This is a genomic window from Enemella evansiae, assembly GCF_002250705.1.
Taxonomy (GTDB): domain Bacteria; phylum Actinomycetota; class Actinomycetes; order Propionibacteriales; family Propionibacteriaceae; genus Enemella; species Enemella evansiae.
The window spans coordinates 474992-495296 of the sequence record NZ_NMVP01000001.1; the positions used below are offsets into that span (position 1 = coordinate 474992).

Annotated in this window: 16 protein-coding genes; 9 read left to right on the plus strand and 7 right to left on the minus strand. The window is 69.2% G+C overall.

Annotated elements, in window-relative coordinates; translation table 11 throughout:
- The first annotated feature begins 75 nt into the window (after positions 1-75).
- Positions 76-2976, plus strand: a complete 2901-nt coding sequence (locus tag BI335_RS02260; RefSeq protein WP_094429516.1) for an aconitate hydratase — start codon at positions 76-78, stop codon at positions 2974-2976.
- 428 nt (positions 2977-3404) lie between these two features.
- Positions 3405-5909, plus strand: a complete 2505-nt coding sequence (locus BI335_RS02265) for an ATP-dependent Clp protease ATP-binding subunit (protein WP_229119393.1) — start codon at positions 3405-3407, stop codon at positions 5907-5909.
- 96 nt (positions 5910-6005) lie between these two features.
- Here the strand turns inward: BI335_RS02265 and BI335_RS02270 are convergent, their stop codons facing one another.
- A complete protein-coding gene (locus BI335_RS02270; protein WP_094429518.1) occupies positions 6006-6428 on the minus strand; it encodes an HIT family protein in 423 nt (140 codons plus the stop codon).
- Between the two features lie 84 nt (positions 6429-6512).
- On the opposite strand from BI335_RS02270, the gene BI335_RS02275 reads away from it, so the two are divergent.
- Positions 6513-6887, plus strand: a complete 375-nt coding sequence (locus BI335_RS02275; protein WP_094429519.1) for a hypothetical protein — start codon at positions 6513-6515, stop codon at positions 6885-6887.
- On the opposite strand, the gene BI335_RS02280 is transcribed toward BI335_RS02275, so the two are convergent.
- Positions 6871-7233 carry a GatB/YqeY domain-containing protein gene (locus tag BI335_RS02280; protein ID WP_094429520.1) on the minus strand — a complete coding sequence of 121 codons (363 nt, stop codon included), beginning with the start codon at positions 7231-7233 and terminating at the stop codon, positions 6871-6873. The genes BI335_RS02275 and BI335_RS02280 overlap by 17 nt on opposite strands.
- A gap of 179 nt (positions 7234-7412) precedes the next feature.
- Here BI335_RS02280 and dxs point away from each other — a divergent pair, with 179 nt between their 5' ends.
- Positions 7413-9326 (plus strand): 1-deoxy-D-xylulose-5-phosphate synthase, encoded by a 1914-nt coding sequence (gene dxs / locus BI335_RS02285; RefSeq protein ID WP_094429521.1) that lies wholly within the window; start codon positions 7413-7415, stop codon positions 9324-9326.
- A 135-nt stretch (positions 9327-9461) separates the two neighbouring features.
- Here dxs and BI335_RS02290 read toward each other — a convergent pair whose 3' ends face one another.
- The 4 genes from BI335_RS02290 to BI335_RS02305 form a co-directional block, all read right to left on the minus strand.
- The gene (locus BI335_RS02290) at positions 9462-11600 is read right to left on the minus strand and encodes a 3-hydroxyacyl-CoA dehydrogenase NAD-binding domain-containing protein (RefSeq protein ID WP_324252815.1); all 2139 of its coding nucleotides are present in this window, start codon (positions 11598-11600) and stop codon (positions 9462-9464) included.
- Positions 11597-12796 carry a thiolase family protein gene (locus BI335_RS02295; protein ID WP_172421688.1) on the minus strand — a complete coding sequence of 400 codons (1200 nt, stop codon included), beginning with the start codon at positions 12794-12796 and terminating at the stop codon, positions 11597-11599. The genes BI335_RS02290 and BI335_RS02295 overlap by 4 nt, the downstream gene beginning before the upstream one ends.
- A gap of 170 nt (positions 12797-12966) precedes the next feature.
- Positions 12967-14250 (minus strand): HRDC domain-containing protein, encoded by a 1284-nt coding sequence (locus tag BI335_RS02300; RefSeq protein ID WP_229119394.1) that lies wholly within the window; start codon positions 14248-14250, stop codon positions 12967-12969.
- Positions 14251-14259: 9 nt separating this feature from the next.
- The gene (locus BI335_RS02305; protein ID WP_094429522.1) at positions 14260-14868 is read right to left on the minus strand and encodes a DUF3000 domain-containing protein; all 609 of its coding nucleotides are present in this window, start codon (positions 14866-14868) and stop codon (positions 14260-14262) included.
- Positions 14869-14984: 116 nt separating this feature from the next.
- Between BI335_RS02305 and hemE the strand changes: the two genes are divergently transcribed.
- The 4 genes from hemE (at position 14985) to BI335_RS02325 (ending at position 18620) form a co-directional block, all read left to right on the plus strand.
- A complete protein-coding gene (hemE, locus tag BI335_RS02310; RefSeq protein WP_094429712.1) occupies positions 14985-16091 on the plus strand; it encodes a uroporphyrinogen decarboxylase in 1107 nt (368 codons plus the stop codon).
- A 26-nt stretch (positions 16092-16117) separates the two neighbouring features.
- Positions 16118-16816, plus strand: a complete 699-nt coding sequence (gene hemQ / locus BI335_RS02315) for a hydrogen peroxide-dependent heme synthase (protein WP_094425611.1) — start codon at positions 16118-16120, stop codon at positions 16814-16816.
- A gap of 38 nt (positions 16817-16854) precedes the next feature.
- On the plus strand, positions 16855-17799 hold the full coding sequence (locus BI335_RS02320; protein WP_094429523.1) for an NADP-dependent oxidoreductase: 945 nt from the start codon (positions 16855-16857) through the stop codon (positions 17797-17799).
- Positions 17800-18155: 356 nt separating this feature from the next.
- A complete protein-coding gene (locus BI335_RS02325; protein WP_094429524.1) occupies positions 18156-18620 on the plus strand; it encodes a DUF1203 domain-containing protein in 465 nt (154 codons plus the stop codon).
- Between the two features lie 5 nt (positions 18621-18625).
- Here the strand turns inward: BI335_RS02325 and msrB are convergent, their stop codons facing one another.
- Positions 18626-19048 carry a peptide-methionine (R)-S-oxide reductase MsrB gene (gene msrB, locus BI335_RS02330; RefSeq protein WP_094399964.1) on the minus strand — a complete coding sequence of 141 codons (423 nt, stop codon included), beginning with the start codon at positions 19046-19048 and terminating at the stop codon, positions 18626-18628.
- Positions 19049-19110: 62 nt separating this feature from the next.
- On the opposite strand from msrB, the gene BI335_RS02335 reads away from it, so the two are divergent.
- The gene (locus BI335_RS02335; protein WP_094425082.1) at positions 19111-20193 is read left to right on the plus strand and encodes a DNA polymerase domain-containing protein; all 1083 of its coding nucleotides are present in this window, start codon (positions 19111-19113) and stop codon (positions 20191-20193) included.
- The last annotated feature ends 112 nt before the right edge of the window (positions 20194-20305 follow it).

The window sequence follows — 20305 nt, forward strand, 5'->3', positions numbered from 1 at the left end:
ATCTTGACATCAAGAGACTTCGTGGGCTCGACGGGCGCACGGCACGCACAACCCAAACAGCACGGGAGCTGATCAATGAGTGTGAACAGTTTTGGAGCGAAGGCGGACCTGGCGGTCGCCGGCAAGAACTACGAGATCTTCAAGCTCGACACGGTGCCGGGCTCGGAGACCCTGCCCTACAGCCTGAAGGTGCTGCTGGAGTGCCTGCTGCGGACCGAGGACGGTGCCAACATCACCGCCGACGACATCCGCGCCCTCGGCGACTGGGACCCCGATGCCCGTCCCGACAAGGAGATCCAGTTCACCCCGGCGCGGGTGATCATGCAGGACTTCACCGGCGTGCCCTGCATCGTCGACCTGGCCACCATGCGCGAGGCCATCGCCGATCTCGGCGGTGACGCCGCCAAGGTGAACCCGCTCTCGCCGGCGGAGATGGTGATCGACCACTCGGTGATCGTCGACTTCTTCGGCACCCCCGACTCCTTCCGCCGCAACGTGGACGTGGAGTACGAGCGCAACCGGGAGCGGTACCAGTTCCTGCGCTGGGGCCAGACCGCCTTCGACGACTTCAAGGTCGTCCCGCCGGGCACCGGCATCGTGCACCAGGTCAACATCGAGAACCTGGCCCGGGTGGTCTTCCCCCGCGAGGTCACCGAGGCCGACGGCAAGACCGTGCTGCAGGCGTACCCCGACACCTGTGTCGGCACCGACTCGCACACCACCATGGTCAACGGCCTCGGCGTCGTCGGCTGGGGCGTCGGCGGCATCGAGGCGGAGGCCGCGATGCTCGGCCAGCCGGTGTCGATGCTGATCCCGCGGGTGGTCGGCTTCAAGCTCTCCGGCGCGCTCAAGGACGGCGTCACCGCCACCGACCTGGTGCTGACCATCACCCAGATGCTGCGCGAGCACAAGGTGGTCGGCAAGTTCGTCGAGTTCTACGGCCCGGGCGTCTCCGAGGTGCCGCTGGCCAACCGCGCCACCATCGGCAACATGAGCCCCGAATACGGCTCCACGATCGCGGTCTTCCCGATCGACTCGCTGACCACCGACTACCTGCGGCTCACCGGGCGCTCCGAGGAGCAGATCGAGCTCGTCGAGGCGTACGCCAAGGCGCAGGGTCTGTGGCACGACGACGAGCGCGAGCCGCGCTACTCCGAGCACCTGGAGCTCGACCTGGCCACCGTCGAGCCGTCGATCGCCGGCCCGAAGCGGCCGCAGGACCGTGTCCTGCTGAAGAATTCCAAGAAGCAGTTCCGCTCCGACGTCAAGGACTACGCCGACGAGAGCAAGCTGGACCCGACCGACGAGGCCGCCGCCGAGTCGTTCCCCGCCTCCGATTCCCCGGCCGCACCGGACCCCGCGCTCGACGAGCCGGTCGGCACGCCGCAGGTGAGCATGCTGCAGAAGGCGAAGGGGTTGGTCTCCGAGGTGGCCGAGAAGGTCACCGAGACCGTCTCCGAGGTCAAGCAGCAGGTCCACCCGACCCGGCCCAGCAAGCCGGTGCCGGTCACCCTGGAGGGTGGCGAGACCTTCGAACTGGACCACGGCTCGGTCGCGGTCGCCGCGATCACCTCCTGCACCAACACCTCGAACCCGAGCGTGATGATCGCCGCCGGCCTGGTCGCCAAGAAGGCGGTCGAGCGCGGCCTGACCCGCAAGCCGTGGGTGAAGACCTCGCTCGCGCCCGGTTCCAAGGTCGTCACCGACTACTACGCCAAGGCGGGTCTGCAGCCCTACCTGGACAAGATCGGTTTCGACCTGGTCGGCTACGGCTGCACCACCTGCATCGGCAACTCCGGACCGCTGATCCCGGAGGTCTCCCAGGCGGTCAACGACAACGACCTGGCCGTCACCGCGGTGCTCTCGGGCAACCGCAACTTCGAGGGCCGGATCTCGCCCGATGTGAAGATGAACTACCTCGCCAGCCCGCCGCTGGTCGTGGTGTACGCCCTGGCCGGCACGATGGACATCGACCTCGAGTCCGAGCCGCTCGGCCAGGACGAGCAGGGCAACGACGTGTTCATGAAGGACATCTGGCCGACCACCGCCGAGATCGAGGGCCTGGTCAACACCTCCATCAACGCCGAGATGTTCGCCACCCGGTACGCCGATGTGTTCGCCGGTGACGACCAGTGGCGCGAGCTGCCCACCCCGGAGGGCAAGATCTTCGAGTGGGACGACGCCTCGACCTACGTGCGCAAGCCACCGTACTTCGAGAACATGCCGGCCACCCCGGAGCCGGTCGGTGACATCACCGGCGCCCGGGTGCTGCTCAAGCTCGGCGACTCGGTGACCACCGACCACATCTCGCCGGCCGGTGCGATCAAGGCCGACACCCCGGCCGGGCAGTACCTGATGGGCAAGGGGGTGGAGCGCAAGGACTTCAACTCCTACGGCTCGCGGCGCGGCAACCACGAGGTGATGATGCGTGGCACCTTCGCCAACATCCGGCTGCGCAACCAGATCGCCCCGGGCACCGAGGGTGGCTACACCCGCGACTTCACCCAGGCCGACGGTCCGGTGACCTTCGTCTACGACGCCTCGGTCAACTACCAGAAGCAGGGCACCCCGCTGGTCGTGCTCGGCGGCAAGGAGTACGGTTCCGGATCCTCGCGCGACTGGGCCGCCAAGGGCTCGGCGCTGCTCGGCATCAAGGCTGTCATCACCGAGAGCTTCGAGCGGATCCACCGCTCGAACCTGATCGGGATGGGCGTCCTGCCGCTGCAGTTCCCCGAGGGGGATTCGGCGGAGTCGCTGGGCCTGACCGGCGAGGAGACCTTCGACATCACCGGAATCACCGAGCTGAACCAGGGGCGTACGCCGGAGACGATGCACGTCAAGGCGACCGCCCCCGACGGCAACGTGACCGAGTTCGACGCGGTCGTCCGCATTGACACCCCGGGGGAGCGCGAGTACTACCTCAACGGCGGCATCCTGCAGTACGTGCTGCGCCACATGGCCCAGCGCGCCGCCTGAGCACTTCACCGCTCACCGCACGGCCCCGTCCGGCTTCGGCCCGGCGGGGCCGTGTGCCGTCTTGCCGTGGGTCGCACGTCGCGACCGAGTCGCACGCCGTGGACAACCGGTGAATTGGACGGCTCGTCCGGCTTGGGCGAGCGAGTCGTGCAATTCACCGGTTGTCCTCACCGCGCGATTTGCATTCGCGAGCCGACGCCCCATGAGTCGGATCGGCTCAACCCGAGCTCGCCGAATCCCTTGTGTGTTGGGACTTGTCAGCGCGGACCCCGGTACGCAACGGTGTGGGGACGGCGTACCCCCGCCGCAACAAATCGACACCCGACAGGAAGTGTGTGCAGATGTCTCAGTGGCCCCTTGGTTCTGGATCCCCTTTCGACGACATGTTCAACCGCTTCTTCGGTCAGGCCTCGGGGCAGCAGCCCCCCGTGCAGCGCGTGGACGTGAACCGGTTGCTCACCGATGACGCCCGCCGGATGCTCTCCGATGCCGTGGACGCGGCCGAGGAGCGCAACAACCCCGAGGTGACCCCGGAGCACCTGCTCTATGCCGCGGCCTCGGCCGACCCGGCGAAGGGCATGCTGGCGACCCTCGGCCTCGACCCCGACGCGGTCGCGGCGCAGATGGCCGACCTGCTCGAGCAGCTGCCGACCGGTGAGGGCGAGCCCCGGCTCGGCCCGCGCCTGCGCGCCGCGATCCGGGTCGCCCAGCAGCAGGCCGCCGAATCCGGTACCGGCTACATCGGCCCGGTCCAGCTGCTCGTCGGTATCGCCGCCAACCGGGAGAACCCCGGGTCGAAGCTGCTCACCCAGGCCATCCAGGATCCGGGCCGTGGCCAGGGCGGCCAGCCGGGTCAGGGCGGCCAGCCGGGTCAGGGCGGCCAGTCCGACAGCGACACCCCGACCCTGGACGAGTTCGGCCGCGACATGACCGCCGATGCCCGGGCCGGCAAGCTCGACCCCGTCGTCGGCCGTGACCAGGAGATCGAGGAGACCGTCGAGGTGCTTTCCCGGCGCCGCAAGAACAACCCGGTACTGATCGGCGATCCCGGCGTCGGCAAGACCGCGATCGTCGAGGGCATCGCCCAGCGGATCGTCAACAACGACGTCGCCAGCTCGCTGGCCGGCCGCAAGGTGATCGCGCTGGACCTGGGCGCGCTGGTCGCCGGGTCGAAGTACCGCGGCGAGTTCGAGGAACGGCTCAAGAAGGTGCTCGATGAGGTCAAGGAGCACTCCGACGAGATCATCCTGTTCATCGACGAGCTGCACACCGTGATCGGTGCCGGTTCCGGCGGCGAGGGCGCGATGGATGCGGCCAACCTGCTCAAGCCCGCCCTGGCCCGCGGCGAACTACACACCATCGGCGCCACCACCATCGACGAGTACCGCAAGTACATCGAGAAGGACGCCGCCCTGGAGCGCCGCTTCCAGCCGGTGATGGTCTCCGAGCCGAGCGTCGACGACACCATCGAGATCCTGCGCGGGCTCGCCGATGTCTACGAGACCCACCACGACGTGGTCTACGACGACGAGGCCCTGGTCGCGGCCGCCGAGCTCTCCGATCGCTACATCACCGACCGGTTCCTGCCGGACAAGGCGATCGACCTGGTCGACCAGGCCGGTGCCCGCGCGCGGCTGAAGCACAAGACCCCCGACGCCGACACCAAGGCGATGGAGGAGGAGATCGGCCGGCTGAAGCGGGAGATGGACGCCTCGGTCGCCAACGAGGACTACGCCCAGGCCGAGCAGCTGAAGAAGGAGCGCGAGCTGGCCGAGCAGAAGCTCGACCAGGTCAAGGCGGAGGAGACCCCGCATGTGGGCGTCTTCGACATCGCCGAGGTGGTCTCCCGGCGTACCGGCATCCCGGTCTCCGATCTCACCGCCGAGGAGCGCACCCGCCTGCTGGCGCTGGAGAACCTGCTGCACGAGCGGGTCATCGGGCAGGGCGAGGCGGTCACCGCGGTCGCCGAGGCGGTACGCCGCGGGCGGGCCGGGCTGTCGGACCCGAACCGGCCGCTGGGCTCGTTCCTGTTCCTCGGCCCGACCGGCGTCGGCAAGACCGAGCTGGCCAAGGCGCTCGCTGCCGCGGTCTTCGGGGACGAGGGCCGGATGATCCGCCTCGACATGAGCGAGTTCCAGGAGAAGCACACCGTCTCCCGGCTCGTCGGCGCGCCGCCCGGGTACGTCGGCTACGACGAGGGCGGCCAGCTCACCGAGCGGGTACGCCGCCAGCCCTATTCGGTGGTGCTTTTCGACGAGGTCGAGAAGGCCCACCCGGATGTGTTCAACACGCTGCTGCAGCTGCTGGACGACGGCCGGCTCACCGACTCGCAGGGGCGTACGGTCGACTTCACCCACACCATCGTGATCATGACCAGCAACATCGGCTCGCAGCTGATCCTGAAGACCGACGACCTCAGCGCGGTCGAGCCGGAGATCCAGGAGATGCTGCGCAGCCACTTCCGGCCCGAGTTCCTCAACCGGATCGACCAGACGGTGATCTTCCACCGGCTCACCCAGGACGAGCTGCGCGAGATCGTCGACCTGATCCTGCGCAGCACCGAGCGGCTGCTGCGGGCCCAGGACGTCGGCATCGAGGTCACCGACGAGGCCAAGGACTGGATGGTCAAGGAGGGCTTCGAGCCCGAGTTCGGTGCCCGGCCGCTGCGTCGTACCGTGCAGCAGGAGCTGGACAACCGGCTCTCCACGATGCTGCTCGGTGGCTCCCTGGGCGCCGGTGACCTGGTCACCGTCGGGGTCGCGAACGACGACCTCGATTTCTCGGTGAGTGCCGAGAAGTCCAACGAGGACAAGGATTCCGACGATTCGGATTCCGGCTCCGGGGACGCGGCGAAGGCGCCGGCCAAGAAGGCAGCGAAGAAGGCGCCCGCCAAGAAGGCCGCCGCGAAGAAGGACGACGACAAGAAGGACTGAGCCCCACGTCGGCTGAGCGAGGAGCGCAGCGACGAGTCGAAGCCACTGGCGGTAGCGATCCGCCGGTGGCTTCGTCTCGTTCGTCCCTCAACTCGCTCAGCCGGCGTGCTGTTCGTCGAGTGCTTCGCGGATCAACTTGCCGTACGCCTGGGCCTCGCCCTCGGCGTACTTCACCCGCGGCCAGAAGAAGCCGCGCAGCCCATCGCCCTTGGTCCTGGGCACGACGTGCACGTGCAGATGCGGGATCGACTGCGAGACGACGTTGTTGATCGCCACGAAGGTGCCCTGACAGCCGAGCGCCTCCGGCAGTGCCGCCGCGACCCGTTGCACGGCCTCGAAGAGCACCGGGATCCGGTCGGCGGGCAGGTCGATCAGCTGATCGACGTGGGGGAGCGGGCAGACCAGGACGTGGCCCTTGAACACCGGCCGGTGATCGAGGAAGGCAATGATGTCGTCGCTCCGCAGTACCGTCTCGGCGGGCAGCTCGCCGGCGGCGATCTGGCAGATCACATCGGTCATGGGCCTCATCCTGCCAGCGCTCTTGCGCGCTGTCGGAGCAGCGCCCTATCATCGAACACACGTACTAATCACTGGAGGTGTTCGATGCAGACCTCGATCTACGTCCCGGCCGGCTGGCCCGAGTCGGTGCGGCCCCCGGGTGCCCCCGATTGGGAGGCGACCGCGGTCGCGTGGCTGCTGGACCGCTGCCCGGCCGACTACCGCGGCTACCCGGTGCTGCGCCGGCATCCGGTGGTGCTGGCCCGGTTCGCCGCGCAATACGTGGAGAGTCAGCTGCGCGCCAGTCAGACCGGGCTGGCCGGGGTACGCACCAGCCTCGGCGACCGGGTCTCGCCGCAGGTGCTCGAATCCGCGGCCGACGCCTGGCAGGAGCAGACGGCTCAGCTGATTCGGGTACGCCGGGGGGTCGCCCTGGTCGAGGAGGCGTTGCGCGGGAAGGTGTTCATCGCCCGGCTGTGAACCGGTCGAGCACGCCGCGGATCACGGTGACCTCCGCGCGGACCGGATCGGCGGCCGCGCCGTGCCCGGCCCGCTCGAACTCGGCGATCGAGTCGGCGCGTTCGGCCAGCTCGGTCTCGACCACCGCCCGCACGTCGGCATCGGTGAGTTCGCGGCGGGCCGCCTCCGCGGCGCCGACGCCGATCGCGGAGGCTTCGACCGCGCCGGCCCGGGGTGCGGCCACGCCATCGGACTCGGCGTTGTCGATCGCGCCGAGCACCGACCGCAGCACGCGGACGGTGTCCCGGTCCCGATCGCGCATGGCCTGCCGCAGTTCGGTGCGCAGGCCGTCCCGGAGTTCGCTCATGGGCGCAGGCTAGCGATCCGGGGTGGGTGCCGCAGCCGGATATTCGTGCCGGCCCGGGATCGGGGACCGACGCGCGAGCCGGGCGTGGGTCGGGTCATCGTCCGGGACGACCCGGAGCTCCCGCGTTTCGGACCCCGGGGTGACACCACGGGCGCCTACCGAGCCGTAAACTGGTCGCCATGGCTCTTTTGGATCGGATCAAGGACCCGCGCGACCTCCGCGACCTCTCGCGGGCCGAGCTGGACCAGCTGGCCGGGGAGATCCGCGCCTTCCTGGTCAGCAACGTGAGCCGTACCGGCGGGCACCTCGGACCGAACCTGGGCGTGGTCGAGTTGACCATCGCCCTGCACCGGGTCTTCGACTCCCCGCACGACCCGTTCATCTTCGACACCGGCCACCAGAGCTACGTGCACAAGATCCTGACCGGCCGCCAGAACGACTTCCCGACCCTGCGCCAGCTGGGCGGGCTCTCCGGCTACCCGTGCCGCGCCGAATCCGAGCACGACTGGGTGGAGAGCTCGCACGCCTCCTCCTCGCTGTCCTGGGCCGAGGGGATGGCCAAGGGCTTCCGGCTGCAGGAGAGCGGCCGGCGGGTGATCGCGGTGATCGGCGACGGCGCGCTCACCGGCGGGATGGCCTGGGAGGCGGTCAACAACATCGCGGTGCAGAAGGATCTGCCGCTGATCATGATCGCCAACGACAACGGCCGCTCCTACACCCCGACCGTCGGCGGCCTCGCCTCGCACCTGACCGCCCTGCGCACCGACAAGCGGTACGAGCAGGGCCTGGACTTCCTGAAGCGCTCGATCAGCGGTACGCCGCTGGTGGGCCGGGCGGCGTACGAATGGCTGCACGGGGTGAAGATTGGGCTCAAGGACGTGCTCGCCCCGCAGGGGTTGTTCGCCGATCTCGGGATGAAGTACGTCGGCCCGATCGACGGTCACGACGTCGGTGCGCTGGAGCGCGCGCTGCAGCAGGCCAAGGGCTTCGGCGGCCCGGTGATCGTGCACGTCATCACCGAGAAGGGCCGCGGCTTCAAGGCCGCCGAGGAGCACGAGGAGGACCGCTTCCACTCGGTCGGGCAGATCGACGAGATCACCGGCGAGCCGCTCTCCTCCAGCTCCAGAGCGAACTGGACCGACGTCTTCTCCACCGAGCTGGTCGACATCGGCCGGGAGCGGCCGGATGTGGTCGCGGTGACCGCGGCCATGCTCTACCCGACCGGGTTGCACCGGTTCGCGGCCGCCTTCCCCGACCGCACCTTCGATGTCGGGATCGCCGAGCAGCACGCGCTCACCTCGGCGGCCGGGTTGTCGGCGACCGGGCTGCATCCGGTGGTCGGGCTCTATTCGACCTTCCTGAACCGCGCCTTCGACCAGCTGTTGATGGATATCGCGCTGCACAAGGAGAATGTGACGCTGGTGCTGGACCGGGCCGGGGTGACCGGCTCCGACGGCCCCAGCCACAACGGCATGTGGGATTCCTCGATCCTGTCGGTGGTGCCCGGGCTCTGGCTCACCGCACCGCGCGACGGCACCCGGCTGAAGGAGGCGCTGCGCCGAGCGGTCGAGATCGAGGGCGCGCCGAGCGTGATCCGCTACTCCAAGGACAAGATGCCGGCCGACATCGAGGCGGTCCGCCATCTCGACGGTGTGGACGTGCTCTCCGAATCCGAACGACCCCAGGTGCTGGTCGTCGCCCACGGCCAGTTCGCCGGCATGGGCATCGAGGTCGGCGAACGGCTCAGCCAGCAGGGGATCGGCGTCACCGTCGTCGACCCGGTCTGGGCGCTGCCGGTCAACCCGGCACTCATCGAACTGGCGCGCCGGCACGAGCTGGTGATCACCCTGGAGGACTCCGGCCTGGTCGGCGGCCTGGGTTCCCGGCTCTCCCAGGAATTGCGGGCCAACGACGTGTGGGTACCGCTGCGCGAGTTCGGCATCCGGCAGGAATTCCTCGATCCGGGGTCCCGCTCCGAGGTGCTCGAGGACCTCGGCCTCACCTCGCAGCAGGTGGCCCGGTACGCGGTGGAGTTCGTCGCCCGCGCCACCGACCAGTCGGTCGCGGGTACCAGCGGGCGCTCCGAACGCTGACGGGGACCCACGCCGGCTGAGCGAGCGACCCGAGCCACGCCGGTTGAGCGAGCGCCAGCGAGTCGAAGCCAAGTGGCTTGACCCGTTGGCTTCGACTCGCTCGTTCCTCGCTCGCTCAGCCGACTTGAGTGGGGCTCAGGCCGGGAGGCTGGCCACCCCCGGCGGCAGGAATCGCTTGCCCCGCACGGCTTCCGAGGCGCCCCGGCGATCCAGGTAGGGGGTGATGCCCCCGTCGTGGAACGGCCAGCCGGCGCCCAGGATCAGGCACAGGTCGATGTCCATCGGGGCCGCGACGACCTCTTCGTCGAGCATCAGCCCGATCTCGGTGGCCAGCGCCTTCTCACAGCGCTCCAGCACCTGCTCCGGGGTGCTCGGATTGTCACCCTGGACGAGCGCGGCGCGGCCGGCGTCGGTGAGGAACGGCCGGCCCTTCTCGTCGCGGTCGTAGACGCCGGGCAGCTTCTGCTCGACGATCTGCTGCAGCGACTTCGACACCGGGAACCGCTCGCCGAAGGCGTCGTTGAGGGTCTCGTTGACGTGCAGCGCGACGGCCGGGCCGACCAGCTGGAGCAGCGTGAACGGCGTCATCGGCAGCCCCATCGGCGCCAGCGCGGTATCGGCCACCTCCAACGGCGTACCCTCGTCCACACAGGCGAAGACCTCGCTCATCAGCCGCAGCAGGATCCGGTTGGCGACGAACGCCGGGGCGTCCTTGACCAGCACCGCGTTCTTCCGCAAACCCTTCGCCACAACGAAAGCCGTGGCCAGGGTCTCCTCGTCCGTCCGCTCCCCGCGGATGATCTCCAGCAGCGGCAGTACCGCGACCGGGTTGAAGAAGTGGAAGCCCACCACCCGCTCCGGATGCTGCAGGCCGGCGGCCATCTCGCTCACCGACAGCGAGGAGGTGTTGGTGGCCAGGATGCAGTCGGGGCGGACGTGCTGCTCGAGCGCGCCGAACACCTGCTGCTTGACCCCCATCTCCTCGAAGACGGCCTCGATGACGAAGTCGCAGTCGGCGAAGTCGGCCTGGTCGGTGGTACCGGTGACCAGCGCCTTCAGCCCGTTCGCCTTGTCCGGCGAGATCCGCTTCTTGGCCAGCAGCTTGTCGACCTCGGCGTGCACATAGCCGACGCCCTTGTCCACCCGCGCCTGGTCGAGGTCGCTCATCACCACCGGTACGCCGAGCCTGCGCCCGAACAGCAGCGCCAGCTGGGAGGCCATCAGCCCGGCGCCGACGATGCCTACCTTGGTGACCTTGCGGGCCAGCTGCTTGTCCGGGGCGCCGGCGGGCCGCTTGGCTCGCTTGTTGACCAGATCGAAGGCATAGAGCGAGGCCCGGTGCTCATCGGTCATCACCAGATCGGCGAGTCCCTGGTCCTCGGCCAGGTACGCCTCCTCGCGAGTCGCGGTGCGTGCGGCCGCCAGGCAGTCCAGCGCCCGATAAGGCGCCGGCGCGGCACCGGAGACCTTGCTGTCGGCGTACCTCTTGCCGGCCTTGATCGCCGCTGCCCAGGTCTCCTCCGAGCGGTCGATCTCCGGGCGCTCGACACTCACTTCACCCTTGACCACACCGGCCATCCAGTCGATCGAGCGGGCCAGGTAGTCGGCGCCGTCGAAGACCGCATCGGCGAGCCCGAGCTCGGCCGCCTGCAGCCCGCCGAGCATCTTGTTCTGGTTCATCGAGTTCTCGATGACCAGCTTCACCGCGGTCTCGATACCGACCAGATTCGGCGCCAGCCAGGTACCGCCCCAGCCGGGCAGGATGCCGAGAAAGACTTCCGGGAAAGCGATTCCGGCGGCTGTGCTGTTCACCGTCCGGTACTGGCAGCTGAGCACGATCTCCAGGCCGCCGCCGAGCGCCAGTCCGTTGATGAAGGCGAAGGTGGGGATCTTGGAGTTGGCGAGCTTGTGGAAGGTGCCGTGTCCGATCCGGGCCACGTCGAGGGCCTGGTCGTGGTCGGTGATCTTGCTGATCAGCGACAGATCGGCACCGGCCGCGGTGATGAACGGCTTGCCGGTGATGGCGATCGCGACGATGTCGTCACGCGCCTGCACCTCGTCCAATACGCGGCTCAGCTCGAGCAGGGTACCCGGGCCGAGGGTGGAGGGCCGGGTGTGGTCGAGCCCGTTGTCCAGGGTGATCAGCACCGCCTTGCCGGCACCGCGCGGCAGCTCGATGTCACGAGCCAGGGAATGGGTGATCACCTCACCCTCGGTCACCTTCGCGGTGCGCTCGAGGATCTGATCGAAGTTCTCATACATGGTGTCGGTCACTTGGCATTTCCTTCCCAGGCAGGGTTCTCCCAGATCACGGTGCCGCCCATACCCAGGCCGATGCACATCGTCGTGATGCCGTAGCGCACCTGCGGACGGTCCCGGAACTGCCGGGCCAGCTGGATCATCAGGCGTACGCCGGAGGAGGCCAGCGGGTGCCCGATGGCGATCGCACCGCCATAGGGGTTGACCCGCTCGTCGGTCTGCTCGATGCCGAAGTGGTCGAGGAAGGCGAGCACCTGGACGGCGAACGCCTCGTTGATCTCGAAGGCGCCGATGTCGTCGATGGTGAGTCCGGCGCGCTCCAGCGCCTTCTCGGTGGCCGGCACCGGGCCGACCCCCATCACGGCGGGATCGACGCCGGCGAAGGCGAATCCCACCATCTTCATCGCCACCGGCAGGCCGAGCTGCTCGGCGGTATCGGCGGAGGCGAGCAGGCAGGCGGTGGCGCCGTCGTTGAGGCCGGCGGCATTGCCCGGGGTGACATTGCCGTGCGGGCGGAACGGGGTCTTCAGCTCCGCCAGCGCCGCCATCGTGGTACCGGGGCGGGGCGGTTCGTCGACGGTCGCCAGGCCCCACCCGAGCTCGGTGGAGCGGACCCCGACCGGGACGAGCGCCTCGGGAATGATCCCGTCGGCGTACGCCTGCGCGACGCGCTGCTGGCTCTGCACGGCGTACTCGTCGCAGCGCTGCTTGGTGATGGCGGGGAACCGGTCGTGCAGGTTCTCGGCGGTCTTGCCCATCACCAGCGCGGATTCGTCGACGATCTTCTCGGCGATGAAGCGCGGGTTCGGGTCGGCGCCCTCACCCATCGGATGGTGGCCCATGTGCTCGACGCCGCCGGCGATCACCACGTCGTAGGCACCGACGCCGATGCCGGAGCCGGTGGTGGTGACCGCGGTCATCGCGCCGGCGCACATCCGGTCGATGGCGAAGCCGGGCACCGAGCGCGGCAGGCCGGAGAGCAGCGCGGCGCTCCGGCCGATGGTCAGGCCCTGGTCGCCGGTCTGGGTGGTGGCCGCGATGGCCACCTCATCGATGCGCTCCGGCGGGAGCTCGGGGTGGCGCCGCAGCAGTTCGCGGATGCAGTGCACCACCAGGTCGTCGGCCCGGGTCTCGGCATAGAGCGAGCCGGCCTTCCCGAAGGGGGTTCGTACGCCGTCGACGAAGACGACGTCGCGGATCTCACGTGACATGGCCGCCACGTTACCCGCTAGTAACTAGGTTGGCGAGCCCCCTCGCGAAGATGTCAGGGGTTATGCACACTGCGATCGAGAAACACTGTGTGATCGGCCGCAAGAGATCCGGATGCGGGTGGACGTGGCTTCGACTCGGTCGTTCCTCCCTCGCTCGGCCGACGTGGCGCTCAGCCGGCGAGGGCGGCGGTGAGCGGGGCGACGACGAGTTCGCGCTGCCAGGGCCGCGCGCCGAGGTCGGCGAGGAAGGTGTCGACGGTCTGCTCGTCGGCCGGGGTGGGCGGCTGCCAGGCAAGGCGGCGCCAGTACTCGGGGGTGCAGATGTTCTCCGCCGGCACGTCGTACTTCTCCGACAGCTCGGTCATCACCGCCCGCATCCGCTGGTGCCGGGCGAAGGCCTCTGGATCACGGCCCTCCCAGGACCGCGGCGGGGGCGGGGCGTCGGAGGCGACATGGACCGGCGGCAACTGGGCCTTCGACAGCGACTGCGCGGTCTCCAGCGCGGTCAGCCAGTTGGCCTCGTACCGCTTGGCCGAGCGTCGCTGGAAACCGGCCACCGCATGCAGTTCCAGGCGCCCCGGCTTCGGTCGGGCAGCCAACTCCGACAGCGCCTTGTCGGGCACGATCCGCCCCGGCGCCTTGTCCAGCCGGCGGGCGATGGCATCGCGGGCCGACCACAGTTCCCGCAACGCGGCCAGGCCGGCGGCCGTGCGTACCGCATGGATGCCGGAGGTCTTCCGCCAGGGATCGGTACGCCGAACCGGCGGCTGGGCAGCCCGCCGGGCGAGGTGGGCGAACTCCTGCGCGGCCCACTCCGCCTTGCCCGCGGCCGCCAACTCGTCGGCCTGCCGATCCCGCAGCTCGATCAGCAACTCGACGTCCAGGGCCGCGTAGGTGAGCCAGTCGGCGGGCAGCGGCCGGGTCGACCAGTCCGCCGCGGAGTGCTCCTTGAGCAGCTTCAGCCCGAAATAGTGCTCGATCAGCGCGCCGAGCCCGACCCGCGGGAAGCCGAGCAGCCGGCCGGCCAGCTCGGTGTCGAACAGCGTGGTCGGGATCAGCCCGAGCTCGGCCAGGCAGGGAGTGTCCTGGGTGGCGGCGTGGATGATCCACTCCTGGTCCTGGATCGGCGCGGCGAGCGCGCTCAGGTCGGCGAGTGCGACACCGTCGGGGGAGAGCGCGATCGGATCCACCAGCAGGGTGCCGGCACAGGCACGGCGGAACTGCAGCAGATAGGCCCGCGCGCTGTAGCGGTAACCGTGGGCCCGTTCGGCGTCCACCGCGATCGGCCCGGTACCACCGGCCAGCGCATCGATGGTGGCCTGCAGGGCGGCTGCGTCGGCGACCACCGGCGGTACGGGATCGGCCGGGGCGGCCAGCACCGGCAACTCGGGCGCCTCGGTCACCTCGACAGCCGGCTGATCCGGGCTGGCTGGGGACACTGACTGGCGCTGCACGGTCGCAGACTACCGGCTCCGCCGGGCTCCACCGCCGCGCCGAGACGGCATCATCACCACACCGCTGGGCACCGGCGGCAGCCCGGCTACGGTGCACAGCAGATCCGACCAGGCGGCCAGCTGGGCCTCGATACCGGAACCGTCGGGCGCCAGGATCGGCGTCCAGGAGGCGCGGATCTCCAGTTCCGCCTTGCCCGGGTCGTCGGCCATCGCGCCGAAGGTCTCGCTGTTCACCGAGGTCACGGTCCCGCTCGGCGCGGCGTGCTCGGCATCGTGGCCGGCGAGGGCGTCGGTCAGCCAGGACCAGCCGACGCTCGGCAGCAGCGGATCGGTGACCATCTCGGTCTCGATCTCGGCCCGGACATAGCTCACCAGCCGGAATTCGCCCTGCCAGGAGTCGTTGCCGGCCGGATCGTGCAGCAGCACCAGCCGGCCGCTGCCGAGTTCGTCCTCGTCGATGACCACATCGGCGGTCAGGGCTACCGAGAACGGCGCGATCCGCTGCGGCGCGGGAATCTCCTCGACCTGGATCTCGGCGCGCCACGGGTATCCGCTGATCCCCGCGACGGCCGCACGGAACGGCTCGGGGAGCGGAAGCTGACTCTTGCTGGCGGCCACCCCTCGAGCCTAGGCAATCCGGCCGCCAAGTGGGCGTACCGACGCGCCGATGTCAAACCGGGGGCCGGCTCCGGTCGGTGGCGACCGGTCAGGGTGGGGCGTGGAAGAATGGCGAGGTGATCGCACAACCCGTCTCCTCGTCCTCGGATCTGGTCAACGCCGCTCGCGGGGTGCAGGGGGATCGGTTACCGGTCTGGTTCATGCGGCAGGCCGGCCGGTCGCTGCCGGAGTACCGCGAGGTACGGGCCGGCAGCACGATGCTCGAGGCCTGCTTCGACCCCGAACTGGTCCGCGAGATCACCCTCCAGCCGGTACGCCGCCACGACGTCGACGGTGCGGTCTTCTATTCCGACATCATGGTGCCGCTGAAGGCGGCCGGGGTGGAGCTGGACATCGTGCCCGGGATCGGGCCGCAGATCGCCGACCCGATCCGGACCCGCGCGCAGGTCGCCGCGCTGCCGGGCCTCGACCCGGCCGCGCTGGAGCCGATCCGGCAGGCCGCCGAGCTGGTGGTCGCCGGTCTCGGTGGTCCGGACGCGGCCAAGGCCCTGATCGGGTTCGCCGGCGCGCCGTTCACGCTGGCGAGCTATCTGGTCGAGGGCGGGCCGAGCAAGGATTACGCCAACACCAAGGCGCTGATGGTCGGCGATCCGGAGCTGTGGCACGAGCTGTGCGCGAAGCTGGCGCAGATCTCGGCGGTCTTCCTGCGGGTGCAGGTCGAGGCCGGCGCGCGGATCGTGCAGCTCTTCGACTCCTGGGCCGGTGCGCTGTCGGCGCGGGACTACCGCGAGTACGTGCTGCCGCATTCGGCGGCGGTGCTCGCCGAGGTCGGCCGGCTGGGCGTACCCCGGATCCATTTCGGCGTCGGCACCGGCGAACTGCTGCCGTTGATCGGCGAGGCCGGTGCGGAGGTCGTCGGTGTCGACTGGCGGATCCCGCTCGATGAGGCGAGCCGACGCCTCGGCGGGGCGTACGCCGTCCAGGGCAATCTCGATCCCGCGCTGCTCGGCGCGCCGTGGCCGGTGCTGGCCGATCGGGTACGCCGGGTGGTGCGCGAGGGCGCGGCGGCACCCGGCCACATCTTCAATCTTGGCCACGGCGTACCGCCGACGGCCGATCCCACGGTGCTCACCCGGATCACCGAACTGGTGCACACCGAGGGACCCCAGCTGCGCGCCGAGGCGCGCGCCGACCAGCAGCAGATGCAGGAGGTAAGCCAGTGACACTCAAGGCCCGCGACATCAACCAGATGCAGCGCTACACGATGTGGTCGGTGTTCCGCCGCAACCCCGAGGCTGCTGCCTCCGGGACCGGGACCGACGCGGAAACCCTTGCTCAGCAAGCGATTGCGGCGGTCGAGGCGGCCACCGAGGGTGAGGATCTGGTGATCCGTGGCTGGTACGACGTGGCCGGCCTGCGGGCGGATGCGGATCTGATGGTGTGGTGGCACGCGCCGGACTACGAGACCCTGCAACAGGCGTACCACGCCTTCCGCGCCAGCGAACTCGGCCGCACCCTGGAGCCGGTCTGGTCGCAGCTGGCCGTGCACCGCCCGGCGGAGTTCAACAAGTCGCACGTGCCGGCGTTCATGGCCGACGAGCGGGTCCGTGACCATCTGGTGGTGTACCCGTTCGTGCGTTCCTACGAGTGGTATCTGCTGCCCGATGACGAGCGGCGTGCGCTGCTGGTCGAACACGGCACCCTCGGGCGGGGTTATCCCGATGTGCGCGCGAACACGATGCCGGCGTTCGCGCTCGGGGACTATGAGTGGATCCTGGCTTTCGAGGCCGACGAGATGGGCCGGATCGTGGACCTGATGCGTGACCTGCGCGCCTCGGAGACCAGGCGGCACGTCCGGGTGGAGATCCCCTTCTATTCCGGCCGCCGGCGCGAGCTGGTCGACCTGGTCCGCGCCTGGCAGGGATCGGTCCTTTCCAAGCAGGCTTAGATTCTTCGGCAGATTCGAGCAGGCGAGAGGAGCAGGTGATGAGGCAGGCGCGCATCGATCGGTTCGGCGGTCCCGAGGAGCTCTATCTGACCACCGAGGCCGAGATCCCCGAGCCGGGGCCCGGTGAGGTGCAGGTGAAGGTCCGGGCCGCCGGGACCAATCCGCTGGACTACAAGATCCGCGACGGCTCCTCGGGATTGGCGAAGAAGCTCACCGAGGCCGATTTCCCGCTCGTGCTGGGCCGCGAGTGCAGCGGCACCGTGACCGCCGTCGGTGGCGGGGTCGAGGGATTCGGGGTCGGCGACCAGGTCTTCGGGATGCCGCCGCTCAGCCACCCCGGCCGGTGTTGCGCCGAATACGTCACGCTGCCGGCGGATGCGATGGTGCATGTCCCCGAGGGGGCCGACCCGGTGGTGCTCGGCGGGACCGCGCTGGTCGCGCTGACCGCGTGGATCGCCACGCACGAGCTGGGCAAGGTGCAGGCGGGGGAGACGGTGCTGGTGCACGGTGGTACCGGCGGGGTCGGCCAGCTGGTCGTGCAGCTCGCCAAGCAGGCCGGTGCCGAGGTGTGGGCGACGGCGTCGACCCGCAACCAGGACCGGCTCGCCGAGCTCGGTGCCCATCCGATCGACTACACCAAACAGGACTTCCGCGAGGTGGCGCCGAAGGCCGACCTGATCGTGGACGGGGTCTACTTCGACACCTATCTGCCGAGCCTGGACCACCTCACCGACAAGGGACGGATCGTCTCCCTGCCGACGCTGACCGACAAGACGCCCGCCGAGGAGCGCGGCATCCCGGTGTTCGTGCCGATGGCGCGGCCACTGCCGGCCGAGTTGGCGCAGATGGCAGCCGACATCGCCGCCGGGAAGCTGTCGGTGGAGGTGTCGGAGGTGCTGCCGCTGGAGCGGGTCGCCGAGGCGCACGAGCAACTGCAGTCCGGGCACACCCGCGGCAAGATCGTGCTCGACCTCGAGGCCTGAGTTCTACGTACCTCGAGTAGCAATCCGGGTAAGGCGAAGCCGAACCCGGATTGTGTGTCGAGAGGTACTCACGCTCATCGAGTAGCCCGGCATGCGCAGCGAAGCGGAGCAATGCCGGGCGTGTCGAGATGAGACCTTCACGCTGGCTGAGCGAGCGAGGTACGAGCGATCGATCTTGCACCCGTTCGGTCGACCTTGCACCCAGTTCACGCCCAAGGACCGGGTGCACATTGGACCGAGTGGGTGCAAGATCGCCGCTGACCCGTGGCGAACCGTCCAGTTCGCCCGGCCACTCGACCACCGAGCAGGGCGTGCTTGTGAGCTCACGCATCCGACGCCGGCCGCGACTGCGGGACATGGAGTTCACGATCAAGCCCATCGAGGCGTCGGAGTTGACCAGCATTCGCAGCACCGGTGTCGGCGCCGGCGGCGTACCCAACGAGAACGTCACCCTGTCCGCCGGGCAGCAACTGCGCTGCTGCCTGCGCCGCAGCGAGGAAGGTGAGCGATTGTTGCTGATCTCGTACGCCCCGCTGTCGGCCGAGCGGCCGTGGCGGGAGGCCGGGCCGGTCTTCGTGCATGCAGAGGAATGCCCCGAGCCGTTCGAGGAGGGGTTCCCGGAGTGGCTCGATGACGGCCCCCGCGTGCTGCGGGCGTACGACACCGACGGCTCGATGCTCTATCACTACAACCGGATCGTCCCGGCCGGGGCCGGCGTACGCGCTGCCCTGGCGGAGCAGTTCGCCGCGCCCGAGGTCGCGGAGGTCCATCTGCGCAACGAACTCGCCCAGTGCTACATCGCGAAGGCGGTACGCGGGTGAGCCCCTCAGCTCTCGGCGGGCTCCAGATCGAGCGCGATCGAGTTGATGCAGTAACGCTGATCGGTCGGCGTACCGTAACCCTCGCCCTCGAAGACGTGGCCGAGGTGGGAGTCGCAGGTCGCGCAGCGCACCTCGGTACGCGGGTAGCCGAGCAGGTGGTCGGTGTTGTAGATGACCCGATCCTCGGCCAGCGGGGCATAGAAGGACGGCCAGCCGCAATGGCTGTCGAACTTGGTCTCGCTGCGGAACAGCTCGGTGCCGCAGGCCTTGCAGCGGTAGACACCGACGGTCTTGGTGTCAGTGTATTCGCCGACGTGCGGGGGCTCGGTCGCCGCCTGGCGCAGCACCTTGTACTCGAGGTCGTTGAGCTGGGCACGCCACTCCGCCTCGGTCTTGAGCACGCGTACCTCATTGGCCTTTTCGCTCATGAATCCTCCTCGTCGGCAACGCTCCCAAGTCTAATCCGAGCGCCAAGGGCTAGGTTGGCCCCATGGCCAAGACACCAGCGGCGCAGGTCACGGCGGGGGAGCGTGAGGTCCGTGTGTCCAGCCCGGACCGCATCATCTACGAGGCGACCGAGCGGACACCGGAGATCACCAAACTCCAGGTTTGTGAGTATTTCGCCGCGGTCGGTGAGGTGATGCTGGCCAGTATCGGCGACCGGCCGACAGCGATGGAACGCTGGCCCGACGGTTGGCGGGAGGGGATGCGGTTGGCCACCGGGCCGACCGACCGGGAGGGTGACGGTTTCTACCAGAAGCGGCTGCCCAAGGGCGCCCCGGACTACATCGAGACCGTTCCGATCACCTTCCCCAGTGGGCGTACCGCCGAGGAGCTGTGTCCGAGCGAGCCGGCGTCGCTGGTCTGGGCCGCACAGATGGGCACCCTGACCTTCCACCCCTGGCCGGTACGCCGACCCGATGTCGACCATCCCGACGAGCTGCGCCTCGACCTCGACCCGCAGCCGGGTACCGGTTTCGCCGACGCCCAGCGGATCGCGAACCTCACCAGGGAACTGCTGGAGGAGCTGGGGATGCGCGGATATCCCAAGACCAGCGGCAATCGCGGCATTCACATCTACGTCCGGATCGAGCCGCGCTGGGGTTTCGACGAGGTACGCCATGCCGCAATCGCGCTCGGTCGCGAGTTGGAGCGCCGTGACGACGGCGTCACCACCGCCTGGTGGAAGGAACAGCGCGGGGAGCGGATCTTCCTGGACTACAACCAGAATCTCCGCGACCGCACCATCGCCAGCGCCTGGTCGTTGCGGGCCCGCCCGGGCGCTCCGGTCAGTACGCCGATGAGCTGGGAACGGCTCGCCGAAATCACCGATCCCCGCGAATTCAACCTGACAACGATTCCTGACTATCTGGGCGACGGCGACCCGTGGGCCGGGATGGACGATCAGGAGTTCTCGATCGAACCGCTGCTGCAGCTCTGGGAGGAGCTGCCCGGTGGTGAACTGAACTGGCCGCCCGACTACCCCAAGCAGCCCGGTGAACCGCCGCGGGTGCAGCCCAGCAAGAAGGTCGCCGCGCACTGGGACGAGGCCGGGAACCGGGTGGAGAAGTAGGGCCGACGGGTGGGGGCCAGGTACCCGCGGATTGAACGGTTCACGTAACCGGACGTGCAGTGGTCCAGGAATGCCGTCTCGAAGCCCAGTCAGAAGGGCTTTGATCATGGAC

What these genes read in the sequence shown, in the direction of transcription:
- BI335_RS02320 (WP_094429523.1), top strand. Translation starts at nt 16,855, where the DNA reads ATGAGGCAGGCGCGCATCGATCGGTTCGGCGGTCCCGAGGAGCTCTAT.
- BI335_RS02295 (WP_172421688.1), bottom strand. Translation starts at nt 12,796, where the DNA reads ATGTCACGTGAGATCCGCGACGTCGTCTTCGTCGACGGCGTACGAACC.
- BI335_RS02280 (WP_094429520.1), bottom strand. Translation starts at nt 7,233, where the DNA reads ATGAGCGAACTCCGGGACGGCCTGCGCACCGAACTGCGGCAGGCCATG.
- BI335_RS02335 (WP_094425082.1), top strand. Translation starts at nt 19,111, where the DNA reads ATGGCCAAGACACCAGCGGCGCAGGTCACGGCGGGGGAGCGTGAGGTC.
- BI335_RS02275 (WP_094429519.1), top strand. Translation starts at nt 6,513, where the DNA reads ATGCAGACCTCGATCTACGTCCCGGCCGGCTGGCCCGAGTCGGTGCGG.
- BI335_RS02325 (WP_094429524.1), top strand. Translation starts at nt 18,156, where the DNA reads ATGGAGTTCACGATCAAGCCCATCGAGGCGTCGGAGTTGACCAGCATT.
- BI335_RS02260 (WP_094429516.1), top strand. Translation starts at nt 76, where the DNA reads ATGAGTGTGAACAGTTTTGGAGCGAAGGCGGACCTGGCGGTCGCCGGC.
- hemQ (WP_094425611.1), top strand. Translation starts at nt 16,118, where the DNA reads ATGCAGCGCTACACGATGTGGTCGGTGTTCCGCCGCAACCCCGAGGCT.
- msrB (WP_094399964.1), bottom strand. Translation starts at nt 19,048, where the DNA reads ATGAGCGAAAAGGCCAATGAGGTACGCGTGCTCAAGACCGAGGCGGAG.
- dxs (WP_094429521.1), top strand. Translation starts at nt 7,413, where the DNA reads ATGGCTCTTTTGGATCGGATCAAGGACCCGCGCGACCTCCGCGACCTC.
- BI335_RS02270 (WP_094429518.1), bottom strand. Translation starts at nt 6,428, where the DNA reads ATGACCGATGTGATCTGCCAGATCGCCGCCGGCGAGCTGCCCGCCGAG.